Annotated in this window: 12 protein-coding genes and 2 pseudogenes; 6 read left to right on the top strand and 8 right to left on the bottom strand. The window is 66.6% G+C overall.

Annotated elements, in window-relative coordinates:
- Positions 1-128 (bottom strand): annotated as a pseudogene (locus tag JOF55_RS24610) (site-specific integrase); the annotation flags it as partial.
- A 613-nt stretch (positions 129-741) separates the two neighbouring features.
- On the opposite strand from JOF55_RS24610, the gene JOF55_RS22905 reads away from it, so the two are divergent.
- The 3 genes and pseudogenes from JOF55_RS22905 to JOF55_RS22895 all read left to right on the top strand — a co-directional run.
- On the top strand, positions 742-2,556 hold the full coding sequence (locus JOF55_RS22905; RefSeq protein WP_374727596.1) for a calcineurin-like phosphoesterase C-terminal domain-containing protein: 1,815 nt from the start codon (positions 742-744) through the stop codon (positions 2,554-2,556).
- Between the two features lie 350 nt (positions 2,557-2,906).
- A complete protein-coding gene (locus tag JOF55_RS22900) occupies positions 2,907-3,386 on the top strand; it encodes a VOC family protein (protein ID WP_310278228.1) in 480 nt (159 codons plus the stop codon).
- A 399-nt stretch (positions 3,387-3,785) separates the two neighbouring features.
- Positions 3,786-4,004: pseudogene (locus JOF55_RS22895) on the top strand (Tn3 family transposase); the annotation flags it as partial.
- A 69-nt stretch (positions 4,005-4,073) separates the two neighbouring features.
- On the opposite strand, the gene JOF55_RS22890 reads toward JOF55_RS22895, so the two are convergent.
- Positions 4,074-4,949, bottom strand: a complete 876-nt coding sequence (locus JOF55_RS22890) for an alpha/beta fold hydrolase (protein ID WP_310278226.1) — start codon at positions 4,947-4,949, stop codon at positions 4,074-4,076.
- A 79-nt stretch (positions 4,950-5,028) separates the two neighbouring features.
- Here JOF55_RS22890 and JOF55_RS22885 point away from each other — a divergent pair, with 79 nt between their 5' ends.
- Together JOF55_RS22885 and JOF55_RS22880 are read left to right on the top strand one after the other, a co-directional pair.
- Positions 5,029-5,592 (top strand): CGNR zinc finger domain-containing protein, encoded by a 564-nt coding sequence (locus tag JOF55_RS22885; RefSeq protein WP_310278223.1) that lies wholly within the window; start codon positions 5,029-5,031, stop codon positions 5,590-5,592.
- 70 nt (positions 5,593-5,662) lie between these two features.
- Positions 5,663-6,100, top strand: coding sequence for a hypothetical protein (locus JOF55_RS22880; protein ID WP_310278220.1), 438 nt, complete (start codon positions 5,663-5,665; stop codon positions 6,098-6,100).
- A 469-nt stretch (positions 6,101-6,569) separates the two neighbouring features.
- On the opposite strand, the gene JOF55_RS22875 is transcribed toward JOF55_RS22880, so the two are convergent.
- From JOF55_RS22875 to JOF55_RS22865, 3 genes are all read right to left on the bottom strand, one after another.
- Positions 6,570-7,751, bottom strand: coding sequence for an SPFH domain-containing protein (locus tag JOF55_RS22875; RefSeq protein WP_374727595.1), 1,182 nt, complete (start codon positions 7,749-7,751; stop codon positions 6,570-6,572).
- A 25-nt stretch (positions 7,752-7,776) separates the two neighbouring features.
- The gene (locus tag JOF55_RS22870; protein ID WP_310278215.1) at positions 7,777-8,205 is read right to left on the bottom strand and encodes an NfeD family protein; all 429 of its coding nucleotides are present in this window, start codon (positions 8,203-8,205) and stop codon (positions 7,777-7,779) included.
- A 122-nt stretch (positions 8,206-8,327) separates the two neighbouring features.
- Positions 8,328-9,185: a DUF3097 domain-containing protein gene (locus JOF55_RS22865; RefSeq protein ID WP_310278212.1), complete on the bottom strand. Its 858-nt coding sequence runs from the start codon at positions 9,183-9,185 to the stop codon at positions 8,328-8,330.
- Between the two features lie 127 nt (positions 9,186-9,312).
- On the opposite strand from JOF55_RS22865, the gene JOF55_RS22860 reads away from it, so the two are divergent.
- Positions 9,313-10,095, top strand: a complete 783-nt coding sequence (locus tag JOF55_RS22860) for an Rv1486c family protein (protein ID WP_374727594.1) — start codon at positions 9,313-9,315, stop codon at positions 10,093-10,095.
- 55 nt (positions 10,096-10,150) lie between these two features.
- Here the strand turns inward: JOF55_RS22860 and JOF55_RS22855 are convergent, their stop codons facing one another.
- The 3 genes from JOF55_RS22855 to fabG form a co-directional block, all read right to left on the bottom strand.
- Positions 10,151-11,173 (bottom strand): ferrochelatase, encoded by a 1,023-nt coding sequence (locus JOF55_RS22855; protein ID WP_374727593.1) that lies wholly within the window; start codon positions 11,171-11,173, stop codon positions 10,151-10,153.
- Positions 11,174-11,274: 101 nt separating this feature from the next.
- Positions 11,275-12,042, bottom strand: coding sequence for an enoyl-ACP reductase FabI (gene fabI, locus JOF55_RS22850; protein ID WP_310278203.1), 768 nt, complete (start codon positions 12,040-12,042; stop codon positions 11,275-11,277).
- A 59-nt stretch (positions 12,043-12,101) separates the two neighbouring features.
- Entirely contained in the window at positions 12,102-12,806 is a 705-nt protein-coding gene (gene fabG, locus JOF55_RS22845) for a 3-oxoacyl-ACP reductase FabG (RefSeq protein WP_310278200.1), read from the bottom strand.
- Between the last annotated feature and the right edge of the window lie 8 nt (positions 12,807-12,814).

Genomic DNA, 12,814 nt, shown 5'->3' with positions numbered 1-12,814 from the left:
TCCACCAGCCCGGCGGCTGCCCGAGCGAGCACGAAACCGGCCAGCACGTCCGTCTCGAACTCCGCCAGCTCCTCCGCGCTCGCCGGAGCCCGCAGCTCGCGCAGGTCACGCACCACCGCCAAGCCCAACCCACGCCTCCTCGACTTCAACCGCAGTGAAGCTCTCTCGACCACACTGAGATCGGCTCGACAGCGGCGAAGTTGAGTCAGAACAGGCCAGGATCACCCAGACGAGATCCCAACCCCAGGTCCAGGCAGTAACAGCAATGCCGACCGCTGCCAACGGAGTCAGGAACCCGCCGACTGTTGCTTAGCCCACATGGGGTGCCGGCAAGGAGAGCATCAGAGCCGAGCCCGAGAACATCACTGCCGGGCACAAGCGTAGAAAGCGGGCACTCGTTCCGGAGCACCACGCACCAGTGTGATCCACTCGAACAGTCGTGACCAGCAATAATGCACCACGATTGCGGTTGATAACAACATGCTTACCGGCACCCGGCGTCAGCCGCACCTCGCGCGGACTATCCCGCAGATCCGATGGCCACGAGCGAGCGACGACGACCACACGGCCGCCTACTTTGCGGCTGGCCGTGGAAACCGGAGAACTGGGCCTATTACTTCAAACCCCTGTCCGCAGGGGGTTACTTCTCCGTTCACACCCGTTCATGCGGGCCTGTGAGAGTGCCCGTGGCCGGCGCGAGGCCGGCCTGCTTACCACTCGACCGGAGGTATCTGCGTGGACGTGTCCACCCACCCACTCAGGCACAGACCCCATGCCCTCAGCCTCACTGCGGGCGCCCTCGCGCTCGTCTTCACCGGCACGCTGATTTCTCCCGCAGCGTCGGCCACCCCCGACCGCGCCCCGCTGGACGCCGGTGGGGCCGACGCCTACCAAGGCGCTGTCGAGATCGTAAAAGGCCCGGACGGGGACCAGAAAGTCCTCGACGGCGTCGTCTTCGACGACAAGAACAAGAACTCCACCCAGGACACCAACGAGCCCGGCATCACCGGCGTCACCGTCTCCAACGGCCGCGAGGTCACCACCACCGACAGCCAGGGCCGCTACGAGCTCCCCGCCTACGACAACATGACGGTCTTCGTCACCCAGCCCCGGGGTTACCAGGTGCCGGTCGACGAGGACAACGTCGCGCAGTTTTCCTACCACCACCTGCCGGAGGGATCTCCCGAGCTGCGTTACGGCGGTCTGGCGCCGACCGGCCCGTTGCCGGACGCGGTGAACTTCCCGCTGGCCAAGAGCAAGCTGACCCAGTCCCCGCGGCAGCACTGCGTGATCGGCGCCGACGTACAGACCTACAACCAGAAGCAGGTCGCCTACGCCCGCAACGGCGTCTTCGCCGACCTGGCTGCGCGCAAGAACTACGCCGGCTGCGGCGCGCTGTTCATCGGCGACGTCGTCGGCGACGACCTGTCACTGTACTCCGAAACCCGCGAGCTGACCGGCATGCTCAACGGCCCGGCCCGCTTCCTGCCGGGCAACCACGACCTGGACTTCGACTCCCCGTCCCGGGAGCACAACTTCGACACGTTCCGCGCGAAGCTGGGCCCGACGTACTATTCCTACGACTCCGGCAAAGCCCACATCGTCGCGCTGAACTCGATCGAGTACCCCACACAGCGGCCGGCCGACAAGGGCGACTACACATACGGCCTCGGACAGCGGCAACTCGAGTGGCTGCGCAACGACATCGCCCAGGTACCGAAGAACCGGGTGATCGTGCTCGCCTCCCACAGCCCGCTGCTGGAGTTCTTCTACAGCAACTCACACCGAACGAAGCAGCTCACGGAGATCTACGAGATCCTCGAAGGCCGCGAGGTCATCTCCCTGGCCGGGCACACCCACATGATGGAAAACCTCCGCGAGGGCGACCTCATGGCCGGCTGGAAGGACATCGTCGGCGAGGCGGGGTTGCCGTTCACCCACCTGACCGTCGGCGCGGTCTCCGGCCACTGGTACAGCGGACGCGTCCTGAACGAGGGCTACCCCACCGCGATCCAGCGCGACGGCACCCCGCCCGGTGTGCTGACCCTGGACATCACCAACACCGAGGTCACCGAGCGCTACACGGTCCGTGGCGGGGACGAGTCGCGGCACATGGCTGTGGGGCTCAACACCCCGCGCTACCGCGCCTGGTACGCGCAGAACGTGGACAACAAGGGATCCGCGCCGGAGTTCGCGAATCCGCTGACCGTCTCCCGGGACGAACTCACGCAGAACACGTGGCTGACCACCAACTTCTGGATGGGCTCCACCGGCTCCACCGTCGAGGTCTCGCTCGACGGCGGCCAGGCACTCCAGGCCGTCCGCACCCAGCCGATGAACGGCGAGACCCCGCGCGTCGGCGCCGAGTGGTCCGACCCGGTTGCCGTCCAGGAGCAACTGGCCCACGGCGGTGGCCTGGCCGACCGGACGATGCACCTGTGGCGCCTGCAGCTGCCTGCCGACCTGGCCGTCGGCGAGCACACCGCCCAGGTCACCGCGACCGACGTCCACGGCCGCGAGTACACCAAGACCATCACATTCGAGGTCACGAAATAGCCCGGCCGCTCCCCCGCCGGGCGCATTGGTGCCGGTGTCTGCCCAGCCGAAATGGCTGGGCAGACACCGGCACTGCCGTCGTTGCGACCCTGAATCAACTGTTCGATCTGTCCTGGATCCTCCCGGACTCCTATCCTGACCTGCTGGATGAGGCAGCGTGGGTGGGTGCTCGGGAGCTGCGCGGGCGCGTGGTGTGATTACTCATCGTCGACCGTGATGTTCTCGGCATCCATCCAGCAGGTCAGCGCGGCGTGCGAGCCAGGCTTCAACACCAATGCCGATGAATTTCACGGACGGGCACGGTCATACCTTCAGCCGGGAACAACCCCGGGCCAAAGAGAGGACGACCAATGCCGACGACCATCCCCTGCTTGTGGTTCGACGGACAGGCCGAGCAGGCAGCAGCGCACTACACCGCCATCTTTCCCAACTCCGAGATTCTCGGAATGACCCGCTACGGGCCCGAGACACCCGGAGTTGAGGGCAGCGTCATGACCGTCAACTTCAGCCTCGACGGGCAGCAGTTCGTCGGGCTCAACGGTGGACCCCAGTTTCCCTTCACCGAGGCCGTCTCCTTCCAGATTCCCTGCGCGGATCAGAACGAGGTCGACTACTACTGGAGTCGGCTGTCCGAGAGCGGACAGGAAGGACCCTGCGGCTGGCTCAAGGACCGGTTCGGCCTTTCCTGGCAGGTCGTTCCGACCGTGCTCTTCGAACTGATCGATGACCCCGATCCGAGCCGGGCACAACGAGCCACCCAGGCCATGCTCGGCATGGGAAAGATCAACATTGCCGAGCTGTTGCAAGCGGCTGACCAGGTACCGGCCTGAGGCCGGGATGTCGGGCTGCCCCAGTGATTGAATCCGGCTTCGAGTAACTTTTCCGGGATATCGGCACCGTTGCAGGTTGCCGGTACCGACAAGTTCGGCGGTCTCCCGCAGTGCCGGTCGGGACGGCTCCCGATTGATCGTGCGCAGTACAGCTCTCTTGTCCGTGCGTTGTTGTTCTGTGAGGGATCTGCTTGGACGGTGTGATGTTTGATTAGTTTTATTTTATACTGAAAGTGCAGTAAATATGAGTATATCTTTTCGTATTCTGCTCCAGCATGCAGTCATCACAAATAGTTGGGTCCGGCAGCACCGGGTGCTGCCGGACCCAAACCGGACGCGCCCTCGTGTTCAGCCGCGCTGGACGATCCCCGAGTCCGAGCGGGAAAGCTCCGTCGAACCGCTCATTCGGACATGGTCTTCGGCCTGTGCCGGATCTGCGGCATGCAGTACGCACCCCGGCTGGCCAACTTCGCCGACACTCGGTTCTGGCACATCGACCCGGCCCGCACGCTCTGCTTCGGCCACCGCGGCGAACTCCGCCAGAGCTACCAGGAAGGCATGGAAGATCAGCTCGGCGCGCTCGGCCTGGTGCTCAACGCCGTGGTGCTGTGGAACACCGAAAGAGGTGGTGGTCAGGCCGCGCTGTCGGCCTGACCAGGAGTGGTTCGCCGACCGGGGCGGACGCGACTACCGCCAGGTGCGGTCGAGGAAGTCGGCGATGAGTGGCGCGATCCGGCTCAGGTGGTCTTCGAGGGCGAAGTGGCCGGTGTCGAAGAGGTGCAGTTCGGCCTCGGGCAGGTCGCGCAGGTAGGCGCGGCCACCGGGTTCGGGGAAGAACGGGTCGTTGCTGCCCCAGGTGATGAGCGTGGGCGGGGTGTGCTTGCGCAGCCAGGCCTGCCAGCGGTCGTAGCGCTCGATGTTGGAGTGGTAGTCGAAAAGCAGCGCCAGCTGTGCTTGCTGGCGCTGCGGCTTGTCGAGGAAGTACTGGTCCAGGATCCAGCCGTCCGGGGCGATGAGTTCGGGGGTGGCCACGCCTGTCTCGTACTGGCCGCGTGTGGTGGTCAGGGTGAGCAGGTCTCGAAGGGTGTCCTCGGCGCCGGGGTTGTCGGGGTGTTGGGTGAGCATGTCGCGGGCGAGATCGGAGAGCCCGTCCTCGTAGGCGTTGCCGTTCTGCACGACCAGCCCGGTGATCCACTCGGGGTGGCGTTCGGCGAGGCGAAAGCCGGTGGGGGCGCCGTAGTCGAAGACGTACATGACGAACCGGTCCAGTCCGAGCCGCTGGACGAAGCCGTCGGTGACCTCGGCGAGCTGGTCGAAGGAGAAGACGAAGTCATCCGGGGTCTCGGTGTGGCCGAACCCGGGCAGATCAGGGGCGATCAGCCGGTAGCGCGCTCCGAGGACGTCGATGAGGCGGCGGAACTGGTGCGAGGCCGAGGGGAAGCCGTGCAGGAGAAGCAGCACGGGTGCACCCGCCCTGTCGGGCCGTGACTCGCGGTAGAAGACGCGGACATCGTCGACGTCGACGTGCCGGTGGGTGGTGCGCGTGATCCGATCGGACATCATGCTAACTCCTTAAGTTGTCGATAATGCATTAGTACGTGACGGCATACTAATGCGTCAAGAATTGAGGTAGCATTAGTCTATGAGTGATGAAGCCCCGCTCGTCGGCGAGCCGCTGGCGTTGGACCTGGTCAACACCCGCCCGGCCACGGGTGATCTGCTCACCACGCTCGACGGTCTGCGTGCCTGGCTCGGGCTTCAAGCCGACCGGTTCCCGGAGGTGCACGACGTGCTCGCGCACCTTGCCGAGGAGGACCTGGCGGACGTCCGGGCGATCCGCGAGCACACGACCGAAGCTCTCGCCCGCGTTCGCCGGGGCGAACGCCCTGCCGAGGCCGACCTCGACGCGCTCAACCACACACAGGGCGCTGCGCCCCTCATCAACGAACTGAGCTGGAACGGGTCGATCACCACTGGCGCCCGACGGCGCATCGGCCCGCCCGGAACGCGCCTCGCGGGCCGGCTCGCCGAAGCCGCCGCCGACCTGCTGTCCGATCCAGCGGTCGCCAAGATCCGCGAGTGCGCGGCCGACGGCTGCGTGCTGCTGTTCCTGCCGGCTCACTCGCGCCGCCGCTGGTGCTCAGCCACCCGCTGCGGCAACCGAGCCCGCGTCGCCCGGCACTACCAGCGCCACAAGACCGGATAGCCGAAGCCCTCCGGGGTGATCCCCCCGTTCAGATATGAGGCCGCTCGGCAGCGCCCTCGGCTGGGGCTGGGTGTCTTTCATCAACGTCCCCGTCGGCCTGCTCGTCCTCCTCGGCAGCCGCACCCTCATCGCCGCCGAGCGCCACCGGGGCCAACTCGGCACCCTGGGCGCGCTGCTCAGCGCCCTGGCCGCATTCCGGTTCTCGGCCGTCGCCGTCGAGGTGAGCTACTGGCTGCATCTGGCACCAGCCATGTTCCTGCTCGCCCTCGGATTCGGCCTCGGCGTCATGGCACTGACTCAGGCGGCCGTCTACCGCGTCGACCCGGACAACACCGACCTTCCCACCGGGACAGCCCTCGTCACCGGTTACAGCACCGCAATGACCGTCGCCGCCGGTGTGCTCGTCACGGCCGGGGTCCTGGCCCTGACCATGCTCAGCGCACAACCGAGCACCAAGCCCGAGCCACACGACACCGCCACGGACGAACCCGCCGAATCGACAACCTGACCGAACACAACTCCGCCAACGGACGGGGAGTCCACACCGACCGACGCGGGCTCCCCGTCCTGCGGCTCAGCGCAGCCACGGGAATCAACGTTCACCAGAAACCCGTTCGCCAGTCTCTGTCGCTGGAGCAGCCCTGCTGCTGCAGAAATGAACGTTCACGAGACACCATCAACACGCACGCGTTTTCGCAGGTCGGGTTTGTCACGCAACCCGTGTCCGCGCCACCGTCACGCTGTCGGGCCTTCGCAATACAGTCCGTCGCATGCGGTATCGGCTACGGACGCGTCCCCACCCGCGACCAGCACTCCGAAGCCCAAGCAGATGCGCTGCGTGCGGCAGGCTGCGATGAGGTCTTCGTCGACAGACCAAGCAGGTCGACCTCGTGGTGCTCGGATCAGGGCATCGACATACCGCCACCTGAGCACCCACACAGACAGCTGGTCCGCTAACGGAGGATCCTGTTCCGCTGCTACTCAGACCCCGGCACCGCGGGCTGCTGCGCAGTGGGCGATGCGGGGGCCTGCGAGGAAGATCGGCCACCGCCGATGTTGTTCATGTTGGGCACTTCCTTGCGTGCCACCGCCTCGGCGGCACGCACCGCCTCGGCCACCTCCGGGCTGGTCGAGATGTCGAACCAGGAGGAGATGGACTCCTCGTCCTCCTCCGGGGCGGTTTCCGGCGGCTCCTCCTGCGGAGGCTCGTAGCGGAACACTCCCTGCTCGTCGGGGGCGCCGAGCATCCGGGCAAAGCCCTCCAGCGACTTGCTGAAGTCGCTGGGCACCACCCACACCTTGTTGGCGTCCCCCTGGGCCATCTCGGGCAGGGTCTGCAGGTACTGGTAGGCCAGCAACTCCGGGGTCGGTTTGCCCCGCTTGACCGCGGCGAACACCTTCTCGATCGACTTCGCCTGGCCCTGCGCCCGCAGGTACCGGCTCGCCCGCTCACCCTGCGAGCGCAGAATGCTGGACTGGCGTTCCCCTTCCGCGGACAGAATCGCCGCCTGCTTGGCTCCCTCCGCCGAGAGGATCTGCGACTGCTTCTGACCCTCGGCCGTTTTGATCGCCGATTCCCGCTCGCCCTCGGCGTTGAGGATCATGGCGCGCTTTTCCCGGTCCGCGCGCATCTGCTTTTCCATCGAGTCCTGGATCGACGGCGGCGGGTCGATGGCCTTCAACTCCACTCGCGCGACCCGGATTCCCCACCGGCTGGTCTCTTGATCGAGAACTCCACGCAACTGGGTGTTGATCTGATCGCGGGAGGTCAGAGTCTCCTCCAGGCTCATCCCTCCGACGACGTTACGCAGCGTCGTACTGGTGAGTTGCTCCACGCCGAGGATGTAGTTGGAGATCTCGTAAACCGCCGAGCGCGAATCGGTGACCTGGAAATACACCACGGTGTCGATCGAGACCGTGAGGTTGTCCTGGGTGATCACCGGTTGCGGTGGGAACGAGACCACCTGCTCGCGCAGGTCGATTTTGGCGCGAACCCGATCCAGAAACGGCACCAGGAAGTTCAGCCCCGGTTCGGCCACGGAGCGAAAGCGCCCCAACCGTTCGATGACCGCACTCGTCGCCTGCGGGATCAACAGGATCGTCTTCACCGCGAGGACGATCACCAGCAATACGATGACAGCCACCACGATCAGGACAATCGGGGTCGGATTCACAACAGCCTCCTCATGGTTCGGCCCAGACGACGGCAACGGCCCCCGAGATCTCCATGACCGTCACCGTTCGGCCCCGCTCCAGTACCTGCGTCTCGTCGAACGCTCGCGCCGACCACACGTCACCGCCGATGCGCACGCGGCCGTCCGTGGCATCCACCGTCGATTCGACCGTCGCACGGGCCCCGATCAAGGCGTTCACGTTGGTTCTCAGCTCATGACCCCGTTCCAACCGGCGCTTCAAAGCCGGCCTGGCCAACACGACCAGTCCCCCGGACAACGCGGCGAAGATCACGGCGTCCAGCCACAGCGGAGCCCCCAACGCTGCCACCCCGGCGGTACCGATCGCCGCGGCACCGAGCATCAGCAGCACGAGCTCGCCGGAGATGACTTCGGCTGCCACCAGGATCACTCCTGCGATCAGCCACAACAGTGCGGCCATGCACCAATAGTGTCAGATATGTCCACGCACCGTGGCTGGCCGATCAGGCCGTAACCAAGGTGTGATCACCGCAGCCGTGCCGGCCGATCCGCCGGGCAGAAGACGACATGCACCCACACCGATCAGTTCTCGGGCGTCGTCACGAAGTCGATCAACTGTTCCACGGCGCCGATCAACGGTGTCTCCAGGTCCCGGAAACTCGACACGGCCGCGAGTACGCGGCGCCAGCCGTCAGCGGGCCCGGCCCATCCCAGCTCGGCGCAGACACCGTCCTTCCACGATGTGCCACGTGGAACGTGCGGCCAGGCAGCGATGCCCAACGACCGCGGCTTGACCGCTTCCCAGATGTCGACGTACGGGTGGCCCGTGATCGCGACGTCGGCATCGTCGATGCTCTCGACAAGCCGGGATTCCTTGCTTCCTGCGACCAAGTGGTCCACCAATACCCCGACACGTCGCCCCGGCCCGGGTGAGAATTCCGCCAGCAGTGCGGGCAGGTCGTCGACACCGTGCAACGGTTCGACCACGATCCCCTCCACACGCAGGTCATGACCCCACACACGCTCCACCAATTCGGCATCGTGGAGACCCTCCACCCAGAGGCGACTGCCGCGAGCGGTACGGGCACGCAATCCCTCCACGCGCACGGAACCCGACGCCGACTGCGCCGCCGCACTCCCGGCGGAGGTCGGGCTTCCGGAAGCCGGGCCGGTGGCCACGGGCTCGGGCACGAGGGTGACCGGGGCACCGTCGTGGAGGAAGGCCGCCTGCCGCATCGGAAACACCCGGTGACGGCCGTGCCGGTCCTCCAACACCACATCGTGCTTGACCTGGTTGCCGCGCTGGACACGCACGACGGCACCGCAGAAGCCGCTCGCCGGATCCTCGACGACGAGGCCGGCCACCGCGGTGATCTCCGGAATGCTTCGACGAGGTCGGCCACCGGCCACCGCGTCCTTGCCGTAATCGATCGAACGCACGCCTCGGAACCGTAGTCTGCTGTCTTTCGGTGGAGGCATCGGACACGCCGCGCTACCGCACCAACCCGATCGCGAAGACAGCACGCGAATCCGTACCCTGGACGACGTGCCATGTCCAAGCGCAACCATGGTCGTCTGGGCATCCGCGTGGCTGCACGGGGCCGCCGCATCGGACGACGTGCTCGATGCCCTGCAGGTGTGGGCCGAGGCGCACGAAGTGCGCACTGCCGAGGACGAGCTCGCCTCGCGCCTGGATCTTCCGGGCCCCGAAGACTCCCCCGCCGGTCCGGCGCTGCTGCTGGCAGCGCTGCGTAAAGCCGGAGCAGCCCGAGGTGAACTGGTCCTACCAGTGGCCGGTGACGTGCGCGGGCTCGACGGGTCCACCGAGTTCTCCCGGGCGGCGCTGCATCGCGGCGAGGCGGTCGTTCTGGCCGACGCCGGGCTGGGTCTGGTGCCCCGACAGCCCGACCCCGCTGCCGAGGGAATCCTCCGGTGGACAGTCTTCGAACTCGATGATCTCCCGCCCGCCGAGCATCTGCCCATCGGCGAGGCCGAGCACGGCATGGCCTCGGCGATGCGGGAAGCCGCGAGCACGCTGACCGATCTCGATATCGCCAAGCGCCGTCCCGGCGTCCGCAATGAGATCGCCGAGACCGTCTCGTCCCGCCCGAACCCGTCCTGGCCCGAGGACGTGCCGCAGCGGCCATTGCGGATTCTGCAGCGGGCCTCGGAAGTGGAAGCCATTCTCTGGGCCGCCACCGACGACGCACCCGGTGGTGCGCTGTCCGCATCGGCCACCCGCGCGCGCACCGACGCACTTCGGCCGTTGTTCGATTCGGTGCGTGCTGCTCGGCGCTCGGCCATTGCGGAGATGGTGCGGGTGCTGGCCGACCGCGCCGAGCAGCACTGAATCGCCTGTCACACCGGGCGGCCGCCTTCTCGCACGGTCGCCCGGTGGGGCGCGTTCAGCAGCAGCCGGGAGCGCAGGGCTCTCCGTTGGTGGTGCATCCCGCGCTGGCCAGGGTGGACAGTTTGCGGGGTTGTTTCGCCTCGAGGTGTTCGACGACGAGATCGACGATCATCTCCGCGAATCGCGGGTCCGTGCCCGCCGTGGCCGCGCGGGCGAAACCCATCCGCAGTTCCTCGGCCTTCTCACTGGCTTCATTGTCGAGATCCCAGACGACTTCGAGGTGATCGGAGACGAATCCGATGGGGCTCACCACGACCGCCCCGACTCCCGCGGCGTGCACCTCATCCAAGTGGTCGCAGATGTCCGGCTCCAGCCACGGAACGCTCGGCGGGCCGGATCGGGACTGCCAGACCACGTCGTAGCTGTCGACACCGACCTCCTCGGCAACCAGTCGGGCCGTCTCGTGGACTTGTCGGGAGTACCACTGCGGCCGGCCGTCGGCTCCCGGTTGATCATCGGCCTGCAACGGGACCGAGTGCGCGGTGAACACCAGCCGGGCCTGCTCGCGTGTCGAGGCCGCCAACTCGGCGTAGGCCCGGCGGACGGCATCGGCATTGGCTTGCACGAACAGCGGGTGATCGTAGAACTGCCGCAGTTTCACCAGCTCCGGTGCACGCTCCCCCACTGCCCCGCGGGCTCGGGAGATGTCCTCGTGATATTGCTTGCAGCCCGAATAACCGCCCCACGCCGAGGTGGCGAACACCAGCGCCCGCCGTATTCCGTCGTCGGCCATCCGGCCGACGGTGTCCTCCACCAGCGGGTGCCAGTTGCGGTTGCCGAAATACACCGGCAGGTCCACACCCCGCGCGGTGAGCTCAGTGTCCACCGCCGCCATGATCTCCCGGTTGAGCCGATTGATCGGCGAGACACCGCCGAAATGATGGTAGTGCTCGGCGACCTCGTCCAGACGTTCCGGCGGCACTCCTCTGCCCCGGGTCACGTTCTCCAGGAAAGGGCGGACTTCGTCCGGGCCTTCCGGCCCGCCGAACGACAAAAACAGCACCGCATCAAAGCTCACCGGATTGCTCACCCGACCATGATGACGCCTGCACGATCGTGGCCACCCGCCCGGGTCCTGCCCGGGTGAGGCGGCCACACGCGCGGATATTCGTGACGTGCTCAGGCACCGACGGCGTGGAAGCCCCCATCGGCCATGACCATCGAGCCGGTCGTTTTCGGCAACCAGTCCGACAGCAGCGCGCACACCGACTGCCCCACCGGGGTGGGATCTTCCACATCCCAGCCCAGGGGAGCACGCTCCCCCCAGGTGTCCTCCAGGCCCTTGAATCCCGGAATCGACTTGGCCGCCATGGTGCGCACAGGCCCGGCCGAAACCAGGTTCACGCGGATGCCTTTCGGTCCGAGTTCCCGGGCGAGGTAGCGCGAGGTCGACTCCAGCGCTGCCTTGGCCACGCCCATCCAGTCGTAGGCGGGCCAAGCCACGCGGGCGTCGAAGTCCATCCCGACGATCGACCCGCCCTCGCTCATCAGCGGCAGACATGCCCCGGTCAGGGACTTCAGCGAGTACGCCGATATCTCCAGAGCGCTGGAGACGTCCTCCCATGGTGCTTCGAGGAAGTCCGCACCCAGGCAGGACTCGGGGGCAAAGCCGATCGAGTGCACGACACCGTCGAGTCCGTCGACGTGCTCTCGCACCTGATCGGGCAAGCTGCTGAGGTGTTCGGCGTTGGTGACGTCGAGTTCGATCACCGGCGCTTTCTTCGGCAGCCGATCGGCGATGCGTTCGACCAGACGCACGCGACCGAACGCGGTCAACACGACCTCGGCCCCCTGCTCCTGGGCGACTTTCGCAGCATGGAAGGCGATCGAGGCATCGGTGATCACACCGGTGATCAGGATCCGCTTACCTTCGAGCAAGCCGGTCATGGGCATCCTTTCGACAAGAGATATTGACTGGGAACACTGCGGGACAGGACGGGATCGGGTCAGTGGCCCATGCCCGCGCCACCGTCGACCGGGATCACCGCGCCGGTCACATAGGCCGCCGCATCGGAGGCCAGCCAGGTCACCGCTCCGGCCACCTCCTCGGGTTCGGCGAAACGCGCCAGCGGAATCTGGGCGAAGATTTCCTGCTTGCGCTCCTCGGACAGCGCTTCGGTCATGTCGGTGGTGACGAATCCGGGAGCCACCACGTTCGCGGTGATGCTGCGCGACCCCAACTCGCGGGCCACCGAGCGAGCCAGTCCGACCAGCCCGGCTTTACTCGCCGCGTAGTTGGCCTGCCCCGCCCCACCGGACAGACCGACCACCGAGGAGACGAAGATCATCCGACCCTTTCGGTTACGCAGCATGCTGCTCGCCGCACGCTTGGCCACCCGATAGGATCCGGCGAGGTTGGCATCGAGAACCCGATCGAACTGCTCCTCGCCCATCCGCAGCAGCAAACCGTCGTCGGTCACGCCCGCGTTGGCGACCAGCACCTCGACCCGGCCGTGCGCAGCCTCGGCCTCGTCGAAGGCGCGTGTCACCTGGTCGGGGTCGGTGACATCGCACTTCACCCCCAACAGGCCCTCCGGAGCGCCGGAACCGCGATGGGTGACCGCCACCTTGTCTCCGGCAGCCTGGAATGCCCGGGCTATGGCCAACCCGATACCGCGGTTGCCGCCGGTCACCAGTACGGACCGTGCCACTGTCGATC

Origin of the sequence: Haloactinomyces albus (assembly GCF_031458135.1) — a bacterium.
Taxonomy (GTDB): Bacteria; Actinomycetota; Actinomycetes; order Mycobacteriales; family Pseudonocardiaceae; genus Haloactinomyces; species Haloactinomyces albus.
Note: the sequence above shows the minus strand (reverse complement) of the source record. Positions and strands in the feature narration are given on the sequence as shown.